Origin of the sequence: Nocardioides psychrotolerans (genome assembly GCF_900113685.1) — a bacterium.
Lineage (GTDB): Bacteria > Actinomycetota > Actinomycetes > Propionibacteriales > Nocardioidaceae > Nocardioides > Nocardioides psychrotolerans.
This window is the reverse complement of the sequence record NZ_FOQG01000009.1, coordinates 76,291-94,821: the sequence shown is the minus strand read 5'-3', so window position 1 is coordinate 94,821 and position 18,531 is coordinate 76,291. Positions and strand designations below refer to the sequence as shown.

At 68.0% G+C, this 18,531-nt stretch carries 15 protein-coding genes; 4 read left to right on the top strand and 11 right to left on the bottom strand.

All coding sequences use genetic code 11. The annotated features are described in order from the left end of the window. Positions 1-5 precede the first annotated feature (5 nt). From BM204_RS12485 to BM204_RS12460, 6 genes are read right to left on the bottom strand one after another with little or no spacing between them, the layout of a single operon-like run. Positions 6-467, bottom strand: a complete 462-nt coding sequence (locus BM204_RS12485; protein WP_091113780.1) for a MaoC family dehydratase — start codon at positions 465-467, stop codon at positions 6-8. A gap of 46 nt (positions 468-513) precedes the next feature. Continuing rightward, positions 514-909, bottom strand: coding sequence for a Zn-ribbon domain-containing OB-fold protein (locus BM204_RS12480; protein ID WP_091113777.1), 396 nt, complete (start codon positions 907-909; stop codon positions 514-516). Beyond that, on the bottom strand, positions 909-2,033 hold the full coding sequence (locus tag BM204_RS12475; RefSeq protein ID WP_091113776.1) for a thiolase C-terminal domain-containing protein: 1,125 nt from the start codon (positions 2,031-2,033) through the stop codon (positions 909-911). The genes BM204_RS12480 and BM204_RS12475 overlap by 1 nt, the downstream gene beginning before the upstream one ends. Next, on the bottom strand, positions 2,033-3,223 hold the full coding sequence (locus BM204_RS12470; RefSeq protein WP_091113773.1) for a CaiB/BaiF CoA transferase family protein: 1,191 nt from the start codon (positions 3,221-3,223) through the stop codon (positions 2,033-2,035). Before BM204_RS12470 ends, BM204_RS12475 begins: the two co-directional genes overlap by 1 nt. 2 nt (positions 3,224-3,225) lie before the next feature. Further along, a complete protein-coding gene (locus BM204_RS12465) occupies positions 3,226-4,002 on the bottom strand; it encodes an enoyl-CoA hydratase/isomerase family protein (RefSeq protein ID WP_091113770.1) in 777 nt (258 codons plus the stop codon). Then, positions 3,999-5,174 (bottom strand): acyl-CoA dehydrogenase family protein, encoded by a 1,176-nt coding sequence (locus BM204_RS12460; RefSeq protein ID WP_091113768.1) that lies wholly within the window; start codon positions 5,172-5,174, stop codon positions 3,999-4,001. Before BM204_RS12460 ends, BM204_RS12465 begins: the two co-directional genes overlap by 4 nt. A gap of 192 nt (positions 5,175-5,366) precedes the next feature. Between BM204_RS12460 and BM204_RS12455 the strand changes: the two genes are divergently transcribed. After that, entirely contained in the window at positions 5,367-6,572 is a 1,206-nt protein-coding gene (locus BM204_RS12455) for an acyl-CoA dehydrogenase family protein (RefSeq protein WP_091113765.1), read from the top strand. A gap of 25 nt (positions 6,573-6,597) precedes the next feature. Here BM204_RS12455 and BM204_RS12450 read toward each other — a convergent pair whose 3' ends face one another. After that, entirely contained in the window at positions 6,598-7,569 is a 972-nt protein-coding gene (locus BM204_RS12450; RefSeq protein WP_091113762.1) for an aldo/keto reductase, read from the bottom strand. A gap of 1,001 nt (positions 7,570-8,570) precedes the next feature. Between BM204_RS12450 and mobF the strand changes: the two genes are divergently transcribed. Then, on the top strand, positions 8,571-11,204 hold the full coding sequence (gene mobF / locus BM204_RS12440; RefSeq protein WP_246166221.1) for a MobF family relaxase: 2,634 nt from the start codon (positions 8,571-8,573) through the stop codon (positions 11,202-11,204). 2 nt (positions 11,205-11,206) lie between these two features. Here mobF and BM204_RS12435 read toward each other — a convergent pair whose 3' ends face one another. Next, positions 11,207-11,821, bottom strand: a complete 615-nt coding sequence (locus BM204_RS12435; protein ID WP_170259135.1) for a helix-turn-helix domain-containing protein — start codon at positions 11,819-11,821, stop codon at positions 11,207-11,209. 99 nt (positions 11,822-11,920) lie between these two features. Here BM204_RS12435 and BM204_RS12430 point away from each other — a divergent pair, with 99 nt between their 5' ends. Both BM204_RS12430 and BM204_RS12425 read left to right on the top strand, forming a co-directional pair. Continuing rightward, positions 11,921-12,163, top strand: coding sequence for a helix-turn-helix domain-containing protein (locus BM204_RS12430; RefSeq protein WP_246166220.1), 243 nt, complete (start codon positions 11,921-11,923; stop codon positions 12,161-12,163). 59 nt (positions 12,164-12,222) lie between these two features. Next, entirely contained in the window at positions 12,223-13,344 is a 1,122-nt protein-coding gene (locus BM204_RS12425) for a tyrosine-type recombinase/integrase (RefSeq protein ID WP_091113758.1), read from the top strand. Positions 13,345-13,588: 244 nt separating this feature from the next. On the opposite strand, the gene BM204_RS12420 is transcribed toward BM204_RS12425, so the two are convergent. The 3 genes from BM204_RS12420 to ychF form a co-directional block, all read right to left on the bottom strand. Beyond that, on the bottom strand, positions 13,589-16,129 hold the full coding sequence (locus tag BM204_RS12420; RefSeq protein ID WP_091113755.1) for a S8 family peptidase: 2,541 nt from the start codon (positions 16,127-16,129) through the stop codon (positions 13,589-13,591). Continuing rightward, positions 16,122-17,087 carry an AAA family ATPase gene (locus BM204_RS12415; protein WP_091113753.1) on the bottom strand — a complete coding sequence of 322 codons (966 nt, stop codon included), beginning with the start codon at positions 17,085-17,087 and terminating at the stop codon, positions 16,122-16,124. Before BM204_RS12415 ends, BM204_RS12420 begins: the two co-directional genes overlap by 8 nt. 332 nt (positions 17,088-17,419) lie before the next feature. Beyond that, the gene (ychF, locus tag BM204_RS12410) at positions 17,420-18,496 is read right to left on the bottom strand and encodes a redox-regulated ATPase YchF (protein WP_091113751.1); all 1,077 of its coding nucleotides are present in this window, start codon (positions 18,494-18,496) and stop codon (positions 17,420-17,422) included. Positions 18,497-18,531 lie beyond the last annotated feature (35 nt).

The following is an 18,531-nucleotide window of genomic DNA, read 5'->3' as shown; positions in this document are numbered from 1 at the left end:
CTCCCTCAGCTCGCGTAGGTGAGGTAGATGACCTCGGCCACCAGGGCGGGCCGGTCCTGGCCCTCCACATGCAGCTCGACACCCATCTTGTACTGGAGACCGCCGTCCGGGCGCAGGCGCACGTTCATGACCTGCCCACTGAGCCGGACCCGCGACCCCACGGGCACCGGGCTGACGAAGCGCGCCCGGTCGATCCCGTAGTTGGTGCCCCGGACCTGGTCGGTGACCTTGATCAGGTCGTCGAGCATCCTCGGGACGAGGGACAAGGTGAGGTAGCCGTGGGCGATCGTGGTGCCGAAGGGACCCTGGGCCGCACGGTCCGGGTCGACGTGGATCCACTGGTAGTCCTCGGTGCAGTCGGCGAACCGGTCCACACGTTCCTGGTCCACGAGGAGCCACTCGCTGGCGCCCAGGGGGGTCTCCCCCAGGTCTCGCAGCTCCTCGAACGTCAGCTCCAAAGTCGTCACTGCACACCTTCCTTCTTCTCGGTCCTCGAGGCGAGGAGACCGGCCGTCATGCGAGTGAGAACCGGGGCAGGGAGAACGTCGCCTCGCGCTCGATCCGCACGACCACCGGGAGCTCGATGCCCAGGTCGCCCTCGTCGGCCAGGATGTTGGTGATCAGGCGCGGGCCTTCGTCGAGCTCCACCACGGCGACGTTGTAGGGCAGCCGGTCGGCGAAGCCGGGGTGCGCCGCATGGTGGTATACGACCCAGCTGATGATCCGGCCGCGGCCGCTGGCCACTTCCCAGCCGGGCTCGGCCGCGAGGCAGCGCGGGCATTCCTCCCGAGCGGGGAGCCACGCACCACCGCAGGAGCCGCAGCGCTGGAACGTGAGCTCGCCGCGCTCCAGGGCGGTCCAGAAGGGCTGGTTGACCGGCGTGATGCCCGGCTCCGGCATCTCGCTCATTAGGCGCCCAGGATCAGGGTCGAGTGGGTGTGCATGATGCCTCCTTGGTTGCTGACCAGGCTCGTCGTCGCGCCGGGCACCTGGTTGGTGGAGGTCCCCCGGATCTGGCGGACCCCCTCGATGACCAGCTGCATGCCCGGCATCCCGGTCTCGGAGAGCAGCCCGCCACTGGTGTTCACGGGGAGCGCTCCCCCGATCTCGATCGCGCCGTCCTCCACGAACCGGCCACCCTCGCCCTTCGCGCAGAAGCCGTAGTCCTCCAGCGTCATCAGCGGTGTGATCGTGAAGCAGTCGTAGAGCTGGGCCACCTGGATGTCCTTCGGCGCCAGGCCGGCCATCTCGAAGGCGGTCCGGCCGGAGACCGCCGCCGCCGTCTCGGTGAGGCTCGGTCGCTGGGCGACCTCCCACGAGGTCTGGCCCTGGCCGAAGCCGAGGATGGGTACGGCAGCGTCCACCTTGAGCGAGCGGGCCCGCTCGGCGCTCATCACTACGACCGCGGCGCCGCCGTCGGAGATCAGGCAGCAGTCGTCGCGTCGCAGCGGTTCCACGACCGGCCGGGAGACGGCGTACTCCTCGAGGGTGAGGGGCTTGCGCAGCTGCGCGTCCGGGTTGTTCGCCCCGTGGCGTCGCGCGGCGACGGCGATCGCGCCGAGCTGCTCGTGGGTGGTGCCGAACTCCTCCATGTGCCGGCGGGCGATCATCGCGTAGCCCGCGGGGGTGCCGAACCAGCCGTAGACGTCGTCCTCGCCCCACGCGCGCTCGTAGGCCTGCCGGGTCCCCGTCCGGGGGTTGTCCGCGATGGTCACCAGCGCGACCTCGCACTGGCCCTGCTCGATGGCCATGGCCGCAAACGAGATCATCGAGATGTTCGTGGCGCCGCCCTGGTCCCAGACTCCGCCGATCCGCGGCTGGATGCCGAGCGCCTCGGCGACGATCTGGCCGTACATCGAGCGGTGCTGGGACGTGGGGTACTTGACGAACAGGCCGTCGACCATGCCCTTCTCGACGCCGGCGTCGGCCAGCGCCTTGCGGCACGCCTCGACGTTCATGGACGTGGTGGAGCGGTCCGGGAGCTTGCCGTGGGCGGTGTGACCGACCCCGGCGATGACAATGTCGCCGCGCACTAGATCACTCCGTTCTCATGGAGCTCGGCGATCCGCTCCCCGTCGAGGCCCAGCCAGTCGCCGTAGATTTCCTGGTTGTGCTGGCCGAGGGTCGGGCTGGGCACCAGCTCGGCGTAGTAGTCCCCGACCCGGATCGGGCTGTGCGGCACCACTAGGTGGCCGAGCTCGGGGTGCTCCATGTTCTGCAGCATCCCCCGCTCGTGCAGGTGGGGGTCGGCCACGACCTCGGCGATCTCCCGGACCGGTGCGCTCGGCACGCCAGCCTCGTTGAGGCAGGTGGCCAGCTGCTCCTTGGTCTGCTGGCGAGTCCACTCGCTCACCATCGCGTCGACCTCGTCGATGTGGCGCACCCGCGCCACCCGGTCGACGTAGGCCGGGTCGGTGGCGAGCTCGGGGACGCCCATCAGCTTCGTCAGGGCGGTCCAGTGGCCCTCGCTGACGCAGATCAGGGCGATGAAGCCGTCGCTGGCGGGATAGACGTTGTACGGCGACTCGGCCAGGCCGGAGTGCCGGTTGCCCGTGCGGGTGGGGATGTCGCCCGTGCTGCCGAAGAAGAGCCCCAGGCTCGACATCAGGCTCGGGTACACCGAGTCGAGCATGGCCGCCTCAACCCTGGTGCCGTGCCCGGTCCGCTCGCGCTGGTAGAGGGCGCTGGTGATGGCGCCGTAGAGGTGGATGCCACCCATGAAGTCGCTGACGGCCGGGCCAGCCTTGACCGGCTCGCGGTCCGGGAAGCCCGTGACGGACATGATCCCGGACATGGCCTGGATGGTGATGTCCATCGCAGGCAGGTCACGGTAGGGACCGGAGGAGCCGTAGCCGGAGCCGGAAGCGTAGATCAGCCGCGGGTTGAGGCCGCGCAGGTGGTCGGGGCCGACGCCGAGCTTCTCGGTCACTCCCGGGCGGAAGTTCTCGACCAGGACGTCTGCCTTCATCACCATCTGCTCGAGGAGCTCGACGCCCTCGGGGCTCTTGAGGTTGAGGGTGACGGCCGTCTTGTTGGAGTTGAGCATGGCGAAGGGCGCACCCGCCCCCGCGACCTTGCCGCGGCCGCGCAGGTTCTCCCCCGTGAGGGGTTCGACCTTGATCACCCTCGCGCCGCCGAGGGCGAGCAGCAGCGTCGCGTACGGCGCGTTGTAGATCTGACCGAGGTCGACCACGGTCACGCCGGCGAATGGTGCACTGTCCATCGTCATCTCCCTGTGAACTCGGGCGACCGACGCTCCGCGAAGGCGGCCGGTCCCTCCTTGGCGTCGTCGGTGAACTGGAGCAGCCTGTTCATGGTCTCCTCCAGGCGCAGTCCGGTGGCTCGGTCGACGTCGCGCGAGCGCAGCGCCAGCTCCTTGGCGGCCTGGACCGCGAGCGGTGCGTTGGCGGAGATCTCGCGGGCCACCTCGAAGGCGGTCGAGAGCAGATCCTCCTGCTCGACGACCCGGTTGACCAACCCCCAGCGGGCTGCCGTCTCGGCGTCGACACGTCGGCCGGTCAGCAGCATCTCCATGGCGATCGCGTGCGGGATCTGCTCGAGGATGCGCTGGGTGCCGCCGTTACCGGCGACCACGCCCCGGGCCACCTCGCTGAGCCCGAACGTGGCGCTCGGGGTCGCGATGCGGATGTCGGTCGCGAGCAGCAGCGTCATGCCACCGCCCAGGCAGTAGCCGTTCACCGCGGCGATGACCGGCTTCCACACCTCGAGCCCGCGGTTCAGGAGCTGGTTGTGCTGGGTGAGCCAGAACTGCGACAGGCCGTTCGGGGCGTTGACGAAGCTCTTGAGGTCCGCGCCGGTGGTGAAGGCCTGGTCGCCCGCACCGGTGATGACCGCGACCCGGATGTCCTCGTCGTCACGGACGCGGCACCAGGCCTCCGAGAGCTGCTGGTACGCCGCGGCGTCCATCGCGTTGAGCCGCTCGGGTCGGTTGATGGTGATGAGGGCGATGCCGGCGTCGTCGACCTCGAACTCGACGCTCAACTCAACGCACCCGGTGCCCCGGACAGGAGCTGCCGCGCGACCACCATGCGGTGGACTTCCGACGGGCCCTCGCCGATGCGCTTGATGCGTAGCTCGCGGTACCACCGCTCCAGGGGCAGCTCCTTGGCGACGCCCATGCCGCCGAGGATCTGGATGCACCGGTCGACCACGCGACCAGCGGTCTCCGTGGCGTAGACCTTCGCGGCCGAGGCCTCAAACTTGAAGTCCTGACCCAGGTCGGCCTTCCAGGCAGCCGTGTAGACGAGTCCGCGCGCCGCGCGGATCTCGATCTCCGAGTCCGCGATCATCCACTGGATCGCCTGCTTGTCGGCGAGTGTGCTGCCGAACGCCTCGCGGTTCTTGGCGTAGTCGATGGCCAGCGCCAGCGCAGCCGAGGCGATGCCGAGCGTGGCTGCGGCGTAGGGGACCCGCCCGTGCACCAGCCAGTGCTGGGCCAGGGTGAAGCCCTTGCCCTCCTCGCCGATGAGGTTCTCGGCCGGGACGCGGACGTCCTCGAAGGACAGCTCGCACGGGTACCACGAGCGGATGACCGGGATCGGCGTCATCGTCAGTCCAGGGGTGTCCGCCTCGACGATGAAGGCGCTGACCCCGTCGCGGCCCGGGCTGGTGCGGGCGAACACAACGCCCCAGTCGGACACGTTCGCAGCCGAGATCCAGGTCTTGGTCCCGTTGAGCACGAAGTCATCACCGTCGCGGACGGCCGAGGTCGTGATGCTGCGCGCCGGGTCGGAGCCGCCGGAGGGCTCGCTGATCGCCACGAAGGTCTTGCCACCCTTGGCGATCGTGGGGACGGCGTACTTCTGGATCTGCTCCTCGGTGCCCTTGTAGATGACGTTCGGCGGGTCCCACCCGAACACGCCGCCGCCGGGCACGTAGGCACCCATCCGGCACTGCGAGGCCTCTTCGGCCACGACCACCTGGGCGAGCAGGCTCATCTCGCTGCCGCCGTACGCCGAGGGCGAGGCCACGCACCAGAGCCCCGCCTGGCGGGCCTTGGCGCGAATCGTGTCGAGGGCCTCGGTCGGCAGGGTGTAGGCATCGAACTCGATGCCCTCCTCCACCGGCCGGACCTCGCGCTGCACGATGTTGCGAGTCAGCTTCTTCAGATCCTTGAGCTCATCAGAGAGCTGCCAGCCCTGGTAGTCGTTCATCGATGTCTCCTCGTTCGCGGATGGCGGTCGCGGCCGGCGGTGCGGGTTCCGACACCCCGGCGACTGGTCCCCTCCCGACGCCGGAACCGTCCAGATTCGACTGGTACCTGCGACTGAAAACCTGACGGAAGGCTACGATCCTGACCACGAAGTGTCAATGATTAGACCGAAAAGGAACGGAGCTCGATTCTCATGGACTTCTCCCTCTCCCCGAAGGCCGAGGACAGATGCGCACAGATGTGGGATTTCATGCGCGACCGGGTCTTCCCGGCGGAGTCCCGCTACGCCGACTACCTGGCCGAGCACGGGCCTCATGAGCACCCGCCCGTCATCGAGGAGCTCAAGGCGGAGGCACAGAAGCGGGGGCTGTGGAACCTCTTCCTGCCGGAGTGGTCGGGAATGAGTCATGTCGAGTACGCCTCGATCGCGGAGATCTCCGGCTGGTCACCCGTGATCGCTCCCGAGGCCATCAACTGCCAGGCTCCCGACACCGGGAACATGGAGACCCTGCACCTGTTCGCGACCAACGAACAGCGGGCCTGGTGGCTGGAGCCCCTCCAGCGGGGTGAGATCCGCTCGGCGTTCGCGATGACCGAGCCGGACGTCGCCAGCTCCGACGCCACGAATATCACCACCGAGATCCTCCGCGACGGCGACGACTACGTGATCAACGGTCGCAAGTGGTGGACCAGCGGGGCGGCCGACGAGCGCTGCCAGGTCTTCATCGTGATGGGCAAGACCTCGCACGAGGGCCCCTCGCACCGTCAGCAGTCGATGATCCTGGTGCCGCGCGACACCCCCGGGCTGACCATCGAGCGCGACCTCTCGATCTTCGGCTACCACGACCAGCACGGGCACTGCGAGGTCACGCTGCGCAACGTGCGGGTCCCGGCGACCAACCTGCTCGGCGAGGAGGGGTCGGGCTTTGCGATCGCCCAGGCCCGGCTCGGCCCGGGTCGCATACACCACGCGATGCGCGCCATCGGCATGGCCGAGCGGGCCCTGGGCCTGATGGTGGACCGCGCGAAGTCCCGGGTCGCGTTCGGGACCCACCTGTCCGAGCAGGGCGTGGTCCGGGACCTGATCGCGCAGTCCCGCATCGACATCGACCAGGCCCGGCTGCTAGTACTGAAGACCGCGTGGCTGATCGACCAGTTCGGCGCCAAGGGTGCGCGCACCGAGATCGCCGAGATCAAGGTCGCCGTCCCGGCGATGGCCACGGCCGTGATCGACCGGGCGATCGAGGTCTTCGGTGGCGCCGGGGTGAGCGGGGACACGCCGCTGGCCTACTTCTACGCCTGGGCCCGGGTGCTGCGGATCGTGGACGGCCCGGACGCCGTGCACCGCCGCTCGATCGCCATCCAGGAGCTCAAGAGGGAGCGCCCCTACGTCGGTTGACCGAGGCGGGCCACCCGCGGATTGGTCAGCGGTGGCCGGCCACGGCGTGAGGCTCGTACGGCGCACCGAGCGCCTCGAGCTCCTCGTCGGTCAGGCGGAGCTCGAGCGAGGCGACCGCGTCGGCGAGGTGCTCGGGGCTGGTGGCTCCGACGAGGGGCGAGGTGACCCCGCGCTGGGCGCACAGCCAGGCCAGGGCGACCCGGGCCTGGGGCACCTCCCGGGCGGCGGCGACCTCGGCGACCCGCTCCACGACCACCCGGTCGGAGTCGCGGTAAAGGGTGCGGCCGAGCTCGTCGGTCTCCAGGCGAGCGGTCGTGGCGTCCCACGGACGGGCCAGGCGGCCGCGGGCCAGCGGGCTCCACGGGAGCACCGCGACTCCCTGGTCCACGCAGAACGGGATCATCTCGCGCTCCTCCTCGCGGTAGAGCAGGTTGTAGTGGTTCTGCATGGTGACGAAGCGGGTCCAGCCGTGCAGGTCCGCGGTGAACTGCGCCTTGGCGAACTGCCAGGCGTACATCGACGAGGCCCCGAGGTAGCGCACCTTGCCGGCCCTGACCGCGTCGTGGAGCGCCTCCAGGGTCTCCTCGACGGGCGTGCCGTCGTCCCAGCGGTGGATCTGGTAGAGGTCGATGTAGTCGGTGCCCAACCGGATCAGGCTGGCGTCCAGCTCGGCCATGATCGCCTTGCGGGAGAGGCCGGCGCCGTAGGGACCCGGTCGCACCCGACCGTGCACCTTCGTCGCGATGACCACGTCCTCGCGGCGGGAGAAGTCGCGGAGCGCGCGGCCGGTGATCTCCTCGCTACTGCCGCCGGAGTAGACGTTGGCGGTGTCGAAGCCGGTGATACCGGCCTCGAGGGCCTGGCGGATGATCGCGCGGCCGGTCTCCTCGTCACGCACCCAGGGGTGGCCGCCGCGCGCCGGGTCGCCCCATCCCATGCAGCCGAGGGTCAGTGACGACACCTTCAGCCCGGTCCTGCCCAGCTTGACGTAGCGCACTTCTCTCACTCCTCGTCTGGATGCGGGCTCCGCCGCGGGTCACGAACTTGGCGATCTGTGCGGCTGCCCTGACTCGCCCCGCAGCGGCGAACGTCGCGACGTCACTCCCCACAGAATCGACGGCCCTCGCCTTCGACCAGAACAGCTCGGAACTGTTCGGACGATGCATGCGTCACGCAGTCGCCGAGTTCCTGAGCGGTGGCCGTGTCGATGGCGTTGGAGACATGCGGCCACACGAGCGTGATCCGGCCGACTCCCTCCTGAGCCTCGAAGCGAGCTCCTAGGCCGTTCATCGCTCCACGTAACACTGTGAGTCGGTCATGTGCCACATTGTAGGACGTCCTACTATTTGGCGCACGACATCTGAACGCCAGGCGCAGCCGCGCCGCGACGGAGGATCACCATCGCCCGATCGCCACCCGTCCCGACCGGGGCTGGTTCCAAGCGATGGAGCCTCCACGAACACTTACGGGCGATCAGTCGACCGCTCGAGAGGTTCTCCGCGGCCGCCTCGATCTCCTCCAGTCGGTGTGCGAACCGGGGCCGCAGTTGAGCGAACCACCCGCCAGCCCATCGCCGTGGGCGACCTTGATCGCGTCGACGCCTGCAGCGGCGAGCGCCAGAACGATGCGGCCGACGTTCTCGGGTGTGATGCGATGGCGCACCGCGTGCATCCCGTCAGGCAAGGTGACGTTTGTCCAGAAGGTTGTCTCGAACCGGCTGTTGGCGTCGAGCCGTTGTTCGGCCGACTACTCCGGCGATGGCCACACGTGTGACTGCCGGCGACGATCTTCCCTCCACTTCCGACCCCTTCATCCTCTCCTACCGACCTCCCAATCATTGATCCCCATTGACTCTCCACGGTTCTCACAATCCTCTCCAAATACCTCCCTTCCTGCTCTCTCTACCCCTCCCTTTCCATGCGGCACGCATGCTACGAAGGACGTCGATGGGTCGCCCGTGATCGGGCGGCCCACGCGGCATTTCTAAAGGTCCGTTGGTTGTCGACGGACGTCGTGGAGGCGGTGATCTGCATGCACGGCGGGGTGAAGTTCTACCGCGGTGCGGCGAAGGCTGCCCGCGCCTACGTCGAGCGCGACCGTTCGCGGGCCGATGACTACTACCTCGGCGAGGGCACCGGCGTCGCCGAGCGACTCACTGCGACCCCGGATGGTGTCGCGAGAGCCGGCCCGATGGACGGGGACGCATACGAGCAATGGGTCGCCGGGATAGACGTTGACACCGGTCGCAAGAAGGGTCGGGTTCGCGAGGACGCGAACGCGCTGCGGTTCGTCGAGGTCACCGTCAACGGACCCAAGACCTGGTCACTGGCCGCCGCGCTACATCCAGAGGTGTCGGAGGCGCTGGACGAGGCTCAGGACGAGGCCGCCGTCGAGATTGTCGGCTGGGTCGCACAACACGCGACGACCCGGGTCGGTCCGCGTGGACGCCAGGTGCAGGTGCCGGTCGAGCGGATCGAGGCCGCCGCGATCCGGCACTACACGTCGCGGGCCGGCGACCCGCATCGGCATCTGCACCTTCAGGTCAATGCTCGCGTCTTTGCCATCGGTGCCTGGCGGGGCCTGCACTCGGTCGGGGTGCGCGACATAATCGAGGCCATCAACGGCATCGGCCACGCAGCGGTCGCCACGAACCCGGAGTTCCGGGCGGTCCTCGCTGCCCGCGGTTACACCCTGGACGCCGAAAGCGGGGAGATCGAACAGCTCGCGCCGTACGTCGGGGCGTTCAGCGCTCGGACCAGTCAGATCCACCGCAACATCGACCGCTACGAAGCTGAGTGGCGGCGCGAGCATCCCGGTGAGGAACCGGGGCCACGGCTGCGCGAGGCGTGGGATCGGCGGGCGTGGGCCGATGCGCGGCCGGACAAGGTCGTCCCCACGGACGGCAATGACCTGGTCGCGCGGTGGAACGCCGAGCTACGCGACTTGGGCTACCTCGACCCAGCCGCCCCGGCCGTGCTCGAAGCGACCCAGGTGGGCTGGATCGACCGGGACGGGGCTGCGGACTGGGTGATCTCCCAGCTCGGGGCGAAGCGGTCGGCGTGGAACGCCGCCGACATCCGCGGCAAGGTCGAGGTCCTGCTGGCCCAGACCAACCTGGTTGCCGAGCCCTCAGCGCGGATCGACTTGGCCGAGGACGTGACCGCCCGCGCCGCCACACGCTGTGTTCGGCTGCTCGCCTCACCCGACGTGCCCGAACATGTCCGCTCGCTGACATCCCAGCACGTGGTGAAGGTGGAGGCGGACCTCGTCCACCGCCTCGCCCGCCGCGCCGAGAAACCCGCCAGACACGTCCGGCTGCAAGGGCGCGGGCTGACGCGGGTCGACCCCAGCCAGGCCGCCGTCGTCGGCGCCCTGGCGGGTGACGGCCAGCTGGTCGTCGTGGAGGGCGCAGCCGGCACAGGCAAGACCACCGCGCTGAGGTCGGCGCAAGCCGTTCTGGCTCGGCAGGGACATCGGCTACTGGTGGTGTCGCCGACGTTGAAGGCGGCCGAGGTCGCTGCCGCGGAGACTGGCGCTGACGGGCGCTCAGCCGCCTGGCTGATCCACCAGCACGGCTGGCGATGGGACGACGACGGGCACTGGGCACGGCGCCCCGACGCCACCCCCGTCCCGGCCGCCCGACTGCGACCAGGGGACCTGCTGCTGGTCGATGAGGCGGGCATGCTGGATCAGGACACCGCCTGCGCGCTCCTGACGGTCGCCGACGAGGCCGGGGCGCGGGTCGCCCTCGTCGGCGACCGGCACCAGCTCCCCTCGGTCGGACGCGGCGGGGTCCTGGACCACGCCCTCGCCTGGGCCCACCCCACCGCGGTCGTGTCCTTGGAGAAGGTGCACCGGTTCACCGACCCCGGCTACGCCGCGCTGTCCCTGCGCATGCGTACCGGCGACGATCCTGCCGCCGTCTTCGACGCGTTGCATCGCCGCGGGTCGACAGTTATCCACCCCAGCGACATCGAACGCGACTTCGCCCTCGCCGAGGCGGGCGCGGCCGGAGGCCTCGTCGTTGCCGATACCCGCGAGCAGGTCGCCCGCCTGAACGCCGCGATCCGCGACCAGCGACGCGCCGAAACCGCCACCGGCGAATCGATGGTGACCACTCGCGGCGAAAGAATCGGGCTCGGGGACCGTGTCGCCACCCGCCGCAACGACCCCGACCTCGGGGTCGCGAACCGCCAGACGTGGACCGTGGCCGGCATCGGCGAGGACGGCGGTCTGGTCCTTCGCGGGCTCGGGCGCGACCGGGAGGTCCCGGCGGCGTACGCGACCCGGTTCGTCGAGCTCGCCTACGCCACCACCGTCCACGGGGCACAAGGCGAGACCGTCGACCGAGCGCACGTCGCCATCGGGGACACCACCGGCGCCGCGGCGGCGTACGTCGCCATGACCCGAGGCCGAAACGGCAACACCGCGCACGTGGTGGCCGAGTCCGTCGAGGAAGCCCGCAGGCAGTGGGTCGAGGTCTTCGCCCGTGACCGCGCTGACCTCGGCCCCGCCCACGCGAAGCGGCAGGCGATCGACGCGGTCGATCGGTACGGCATCCAGAAGCGGGATCGGACGGTGGACGAACCGCGACCGCCAATCCCGGCATCCGGCGGCGGGATCGGCATCTGAAGTCAGTGACGGCGCTTGCGCCTGCGGACTGGCCGCCACTCGACGCCGATCTCCTTGGCGAGCCATGCGCTGAACCCGGCCGGATCGCGCGGCTCCATGTCCTGACCCGCTGCGGCCGCGTCGATCACCGGCTGCCACGTTTCACGGATCACCTCCGGGAGGTTCAGGCGCTCCCAGACCTGCATCAACAGGATCCCGTCGACGGAGTCGAGCATCAGCTCGGTAGTCCCACGAACGATGACCCACTCGTAGTAGTCGATGCGCTCGGCCTCGACCGAGAGGTCCCACACGCGCGGCCTGCGGGACTTAAACAGGTACCCCAGCACTTGGATCTTGCTGAAGCAGTCGGGCATCGGCACCGACCACAGCCGCTCGGGCACCAGGTACTGGCCGATCTCGGCGTCCTGCCGAACGTCGAAGTCGATGATCGGCTTGATCGCGAGTTCGGCGTCGGCAGCCTCCAAGAGCCTCTCCACCACCTCAAAGGTTGGGGACTTGCGGCGGGACTCGTACTCCGAGACCGACGACTGCTGGGTCCCCGCCCACATCGCCAACTGGTGCTGGGACAAGCCCGCGGCCTTGCGGGCGACTTCGATGATCGTCTTCGTCGGCTCCACGACCACAGGATATCGCTGATCATCGATTGGTCTGGCCCGCACACCTACTGGATGAGGTCGAGAACCGCTTGGCCTCATCGACCAGCAAGGAGCACCACGATGACCGCAGAGCGGATGAACCCCGACAACAACCGCCGCCCGTCGACGAGCCTCGGCGACGAGATGCTGAGCCTCCAGGAAGCCTGCCGCTTCCTCCGCGTTCCCGAGGGCACCCTGCGCTACTGGCGTCACCTCGGGAGTGGGCCCCGCAGCTTCAAGGTCGGCCGCCACGTCCGCTACTGGCGAGCCGACCTCGTCCTCTGGCTCACCGAGCAGACCAACCGTCCCCAGAACCACCGCTGAACCTGCCCCACCGTCGGATCTAAGAGAGACGATGGAGCGATCCTGGAAGGAGTATCACCATGTCGGGAAACATCGCCAAGCGAACCAACGGCAAGTGGCGGGCGCGGTACCGCGACGAGGCCGGCAAGGAGCACTCGCGGCATTTCGATCGGAAGATCGACGCCCAGCAGTGGCTGGACCAGGTCACCTCGGCCGTGGTCACCGGCGCGTACGCCGATCCCAAGGCCGGACGGATCACGTTCGCGGCGTTCTTCGGCGAGTGGTCGGCCCGCCAGGTCTGGGCACCCGGCACCGTGCTCGCGATGTCGCTGGCGGCGAGATCCGTGCCATTCGCGGGGAAGCCGATGAAGCAGGTCCGGCGCTCAGACGTCGAGACCTGGATCAAGCAGATGGACGCCGCCGGGCTCGCCCCCGGCACGATCAAGACGCGGTACGTCAACGTCAGGTCGGTGTTCCGCGCCGCGGTGAAGGACCGGGTAATCGGCTCTGACCCGACCGACGGCGTACGCCTCCCCCGCGGCCGTCGCGCGGACGTCGCCATGTCGATCCCCGCTCCGGAGGAGGTCGGGCAGCTCATGGCCGTAGCCGACGAATGGTTCCAGCCATTCATCGCCCTCTGCGCATTCGCCGGCCTGCGGCTGGGCGAGGCTGCCGGGGTCCAGCTCGGTGACGTCGACTTCCTTCGCAAGTCGCTGAAGGTCACCCGGCAGGTGCAGCGCGTCAACGGCGGGGCGATCGATGTAAGGGCGCCGAAGTACGGCTCTGAGCGCATCGTCTTCCTCGCCGACAGCCTTGTCCACGTGCTCGCCGAGCACGTCGCCGCCCAAGGCACCACGGGAAAGGATCGATGGCTCTTCATCGGTGATGACGACGACCCTCCGCACCAGAACACCGTCGGCTACTGGTGGCGCAAGACGCTGCGCGACGCCGGCCTGACAGGAATCAAGCTCCACGACCTGCGGCACTTCTATGCCTCGGGCCTCATCGCGGCCGGGTGCGACGTCGTGACCGTCCAGCGGTCGCTCGGCCACGCGAAAGCGACTACGACGCTCAACACCTACGCACACCTCTGGCCGACCGCCGAGGACCGCACCAGGCGGGCGGCGGAATCGATCATGTCCGCGTCCCTCGGACACGAGGAATCGCCCGAGCTTGCGGAGGGCCTGTCCCGTCTTCACTGATCACGAGAGTCAGCACTCACGCCGCGTTTGGTAAGTGTCCGTCGACGGCGTCTTGGGCCGCGTCCCTAGGGGCTGGGGATGTTCAACCCGTCCTGCCGGGCGTAGGTGGTATCCAGATTTGACGCGCTCAAGGCGGCGCACACACTCCATTCCGAGACCACCCGAACCTAGGAGCTCACCGCCGGCATCGGCGCTGTCCCACACGGAGACGGTCGGCAACAACCGAACCGAACCATCTTTCAAGTCATTCGATGGTGATGGCCGTTGGGATCTGGAGGGTGTTTGCGATCGGGGTATAGAGGTCGATCTCCTGTTCAGCGGTCTTCAGCGAGACGACCAGTGCGTAGCGCACGGGTTGGTCGATGCGGGCCTTGATCGCGTTGTTCTTCCACCAACCGCCGACGGGATAGACAGCGAGCTGGCCGGACTGGGCGAGTTCGATCCCGGATGTCTCCCAAATGTCTTGGTGAAGCGATCCCAGGTTGCGCTGATTGGCACCGATCAACCAGTTGACCTGTCCGCCCTGAGGTCGTCCGCCGGCCTCCTCGGTCCGAGCGTCCCGATTGACCCGCTGCACAAACTGTGACTCGTTCTCGAGCGGGTCCTGCAGTTCGAACCGCAGTTGGTGTGACGCGTAGCGATAGCGCTGCCGCCAGCCGCGCCGCGATGCCGTGGGTTCGATGAAGTAGGACAAGCTGACCCGCAGGTCAACCCGAGCATCACCAAGTTCCTCGAGGACTGCCCGTGGCCAGGGCAGGTCATGCAGGCGGAAGGCGGGGATCCTGAAGGCGTCACCTTCGAACGGGACGAACTCGTCCTGGACGACGAGCGTGACCGCCTGGTCTGTGGAGTAGAGGACCCGGTCTTCGGTGGGAACCCCCCACCCGTAGCGACGCAGCATGAGCTGCTGGGTTTTGCGGCCCGACTTGCGGGCCTCCCTGAGGGCCGCCCGCATGGCCGGGGTCCACTCGGCACCGTGGACCAGGAGCGCCCGGATGGTCTCGGGCCAGTACTCGGGGTAGGTCGCCATCGCGAGAGCGGCGAGGTGCGAGGCACGTGCGGTTGCCGCACTGGTGGCGTGGGCGGAGGTGACTGCAAGATTGTTGGTGTGGCCGGTGGTGCGCGTCGAGAGCGCGGGGACACCTGTCTCGAAGAGCGACCCGCCGTCGTGGAGCACGTTTCCGCCCTCCATCACGATATCCGGCTTGACCGGCCACGGGATGTTGCCGAACACCAGCGACGTGCGACTGTACGGCGACAGCTCGCCGTCGTTGGCGACGACGTCCCACCCCGCATAGGCCGGATCCGTCGGTGGGGCCACCAGTTCGGTGTGCGCGCCAATAGTCAACGCATTCCATGACTGTGCAGGATCCCGCATCGGTGACAGGTCGGACTCGTCGAGGTGGTCTGCAACGTAGTTGTCGACGTTTCCGGCTGAGATCACGATGAGGCGGGCCCGGCTCGGGTCCGGGGCCGCGATCAACGCGAGTTCGTCGCCGTTGCGGACGACATCAGCACCCACGGCGAGGGCGTCGACGGTCGCTGACCACAGGGTCGGCTGGCCCGGGTTGCCTGGCGTGTCGCTCTTGGTCGTCACCGGCATGCAGAACACGCGCTCGCGCGGCGAGACGATCTCCGGCAAGGACACTGCCTGCGCCATCACATCACCATAGGCAAGCGGATCGTGTTGCGGTTCGCTCGCCTGCGGCAGGATGCGCACCGACTCCAGGCGATGCCTCAGGGCAACCGTCTGGGTTCCAAACAAGAGTGGGTCGAGATCGCCGAAGAGTCCGATGCCGGCCATTTTCGTGCCGTGTCCGTTCCGGTCGAAACCGCTGGTCCCGATGACCGTGTGGAGATCCTGCGGCGCGAGGGAGTTCTCCAACAAGACGTGAGTGCGGGCCACACCCGTATCGAGGTGGCACACCGCCGGTGCGTCCGCCGCCGCTGGTTCCACACGTTCGACCAGGTCTTCGACGTACTCGGCCCGCTCCTCCACGGTCAGGTCTTCGATCGAATCCACGAACTCAGGGCGACGAATCTCTGCGACGGGGATCGCAGTAAACGGCAGTACCTGCAGCTGTTCCCAGGTGGCCTGGATCCACATGACGTCTCGGTCGATCAGGCGCAGTACGCGCGCTGAGATGGATAGGTCGTTCGCCTGGGCGAACCTGCTTAGCAGCCCCGAGCCGTCGGCTCCAGGGCGCAACCAGATCTCCCACCACACGGTCTCGACCGCAGGCGGTTCCCCCTCGGACTGCCACAGATCAGCAAGCACCGTCTCCCGGATCCGAGCAATGTTCGCGACAAGTTCGTTGTTTCGCGGATTGCCCGTGCGCCCTGCTAGAGCGAGGTAGTCCTCGAAGAGCTTGAGGAAGTCGGCCCGGTACTCGTCGCTGACCCAAACCGTGGCCCGCTCGGGCAATCCGTCGTCAGGTCGCGCTGGCATCACCGAGAGGAGCAGCCATTTGGGTCTCTTTGGGGTTGTGCGGTGTGCCGAGCGGCGTTCGAGCCGATCGAGTGCGATCGGGTAGTCGGACTCGTCGCCCTCAAGCGTTACCACCGTGCCCAGCGCCCGCAGTTCCTCATCGGTGAGCAACTCGGCGCGGGTCTCTTCCGCAGACTCGAACGCCGACCGCAACTCGCCGAGGCGTCCGCGGCCGTGGGTTGCCCGGTCCTCGACGGGACGGATTTTCGCGTTACCCCGCCCGCGTCGACGGAACTCTTCGTCAGTGGATCTGTTCTCTACTAGGAGGTGACTCAGATGCTCGCGCGGTTCAGCCAAGGCTGCCCGCCTGCCTATTCTCCAGCGCGCTGCGCAGGTGCTCGATCGTGATCCCGGTGCCTCCACTCAAGATCACGGTCTTCGCTGCGGCCTCCGAGGCACGGACCAGGTCGGCATGTGAGAGACCTTCCATGGCAGGCGTGAGGGCAGACCACCGCACCCCCTTGGCCAGAGCACCCAGTCGCCCCCGCATGACCGCGACCCCTTGTTTGGCGTCTGGGAGCGCGTAGTCCAAGACCATGTCAAAACGCCGGAACAACGCCTTGTCCAGGATCGAGCGGTGGTTGGTGGCAGCGATGATCAAACTCTCGCTCCTGCTGCGCTCCAGGAACACCAAGAATGAGTTCAGAATCCGGCGTGCCTCGCCGACATCATTACCGGTCCGATCTCCACCCAGGGCATCGAACTCGTCGAACAAGTATACCGCACGCTGCTCTTCGGCCGCCTCGAAGATCATGCGCAACTTGCTGGCGGTCTCACCCATGAACTTACTCATCAAGCTGTCCAGCCGAATGCTCAGCAAAGGCAACGACAGCTCGTGCGCGAGGACCCCGGCCGTCATGGTCTTCCCGGTGCCAGCGGGGCCTTCGAGAAGCACCCGGTGGCACGGCTCGAACCCATGGTCGAGCAGATTCTTGCGTTGCCGTTGTTCAGTCAGGATCCGCGAGACCTGGGAGGCCAACTCTGCAGGGAGCACCAAGTCTTTTAAGCCGACAGTCGGATGGGAAGCGATCACCAGATCCGCCAGGTCACCCCGCGGGCGCGCGATCGAGGTCACCTTCGACACGGTCGAGGCCCGAGAGGTCTCCACAGCCGACTTCAGGTCCGCAGCGAGCTTGTGGTGTCCCTGTCGTGCAGCTGTTGCAGCAACCTGCAACGCGACTGAGTAGAACGCGGCGTCATCACCACTGGCGTGACTACGCACCAACGCCTTGAAATGTTCGCCCGTGCCCGCCATGATCCACCTCCCGTCGCCTGTCTGCTCGAGTCTAGGGTCTCGCACCGTCAGAACCGCTCACAACGGTCCCGACCAGACTCGCGGAAGGCCTATTCAAGTGGACCGCCTGTGCGGTCACGTTGGAGAACGCCTGGCACCCGCCCCGCGGCGTTCCCGAGCGCCTCGTCATTCCGACTCGAAGACCGACCTGCAGACAGCCGCGCCAATGGCTCGAAGCCGCTCACGGAGAAGCCGACAACCAAGTCTATCGAGCGAATCGGATTGAATTTCTTGCGGACTCTGTGCGGACTGGGAGGAGCCACACCCCCTCTGACCTGCGCTTTTACGCCGATTCACACGTTGAAGCGGAACTCCACGACGTCGCCGTCGACCATGACGTAGTCCTTGCCCTCCATGCGCACCTTGCCGGCCTCCTTGGCCTTCTGCATGGAACCGGCGGCCATCAGGTCGTCGAAGGAGACGATCTCGGCCTTGATGAAGCCACGCTGGAAGTCGGTGTGGATGACACCGGCCGCCTCGGGAGCCGTGGCGCCCTGGGGGATGGTCCAGGCGCGGGTCTCCTTGGGGCCGGCGGTGAGGTAGGTCTGGAGGCCGAGGGTCGCGAAACCGACGCGGGCCAGCATGTCGAGGCCGGGCTCCTCGACGCCCATCTCGGCGAGCATCGCGCGCGCCTCCTCGTCGTCGTCGAGGTCGACGAGCTCGGACTCGAACTTCGCGTCGAGGAAGATCGCCTCGGCCGGCGCGATGAGGTCGCGCATCGTCTGCTTCAACGACTCGTCGGAGAGCTCGTCGGCGTCGCAGTTGAAGACGTAGATGAACGGCTTGGCGGTCAGCAGCGACAGCTCGCGGATCAGCGCGCGATCCACGCGGGTCGCGATGATCGGCGTCCCTGCCTCCAAGAAGCCCAGCGCCTCGCGTGCGGCGTCGAGATTGGCGGTGACCGACTTGTTGCCACGCGCCTCCTTCTCCAGGCGCGGAATGGCCTTCTCGACCGTCTGCAGGTCGGCGAGGATCAGCTCGGTCTGGATCGTGGAGATGTCGCTGGCGGGGTTGACCTCGCCGTCGACGTGCGTGACGTCCTCGTCGCGGAAGACGCGCGTCACCTGGCAGATCGCCGCCGACTCACGGATGTGGGACAGGAACTTGTTGCCCAGCCCCTCCCCCTCGGAGGCGCCGCGGACGATGCCGGCGATGTCGACGAACTCCACCGTTGCCGGCAACAGCTTGGCCGAGCCGAAGACCTCCGCGAGCTGCGGCAGCCGGTCGTCGGGCACGCCGACCACCCCGACGTTCGGCTCGATCGTCGCGAACGGGTAGTTCGCCGCGAGGACGTCGTTCTTGGTGAGGGCGTTGAAGAGGGTGGACTTGCCCGCGTTGGGGAGCCCGACGATACCGATGGTGAGTGCCACGGGCGGGCAGTCTACGGAGACCCGAGTCCCCCCGA

Excerpts from the sequence above, each read along its gene's own strand:
- BM204_RS12460 (WP_091113768.1), bottom strand. The coding sequence starts at position 5,174 with ATGAACGACTACCAGGGCTGGCAGCTCTCTGATGAGCTCAAGGATCTG.
- BM204_RS12470 (WP_091113773.1), bottom strand. The coding sequence starts at position 3,223 with ATGGACAGTGCACCATTCGCCGGCGTGACCGTGGTCGACCTCGGTCAG.
- BM204_RS12480 (WP_091113777.1), bottom strand. The coding sequence starts at position 909 with ATGAGCGAGATGCCGGAGCCGGGCATCACGCCGGTCAACCAGCCCTTC.
- BM204_RS12430 (WP_246166220.1), top strand. The coding sequence starts at position 11,921 with ATGACCGCAGAGCGGATGAACCCCGACAACAACCGCCGCCCGTCGACG.
- BM204_RS12425 (WP_091113758.1), top strand. The coding sequence starts at position 12,223 with ATGTCGGGAAACATCGCCAAGCGAACCAACGGCAAGTGGCGGGCGCGG.
- BM204_RS12455 (WP_091113765.1), top strand. The coding sequence starts at position 5,367 with ATGGACTTCTCCCTCTCCCCGAAGGCCGAGGACAGATGCGCACAGATG.
- BM204_RS12415 (WP_091113753.1), bottom strand. The coding sequence starts at position 17,087 with ATGGCGGGCACGGGCGAACATTTCAAGGCGTTGGTGCGTAGTCACGCC.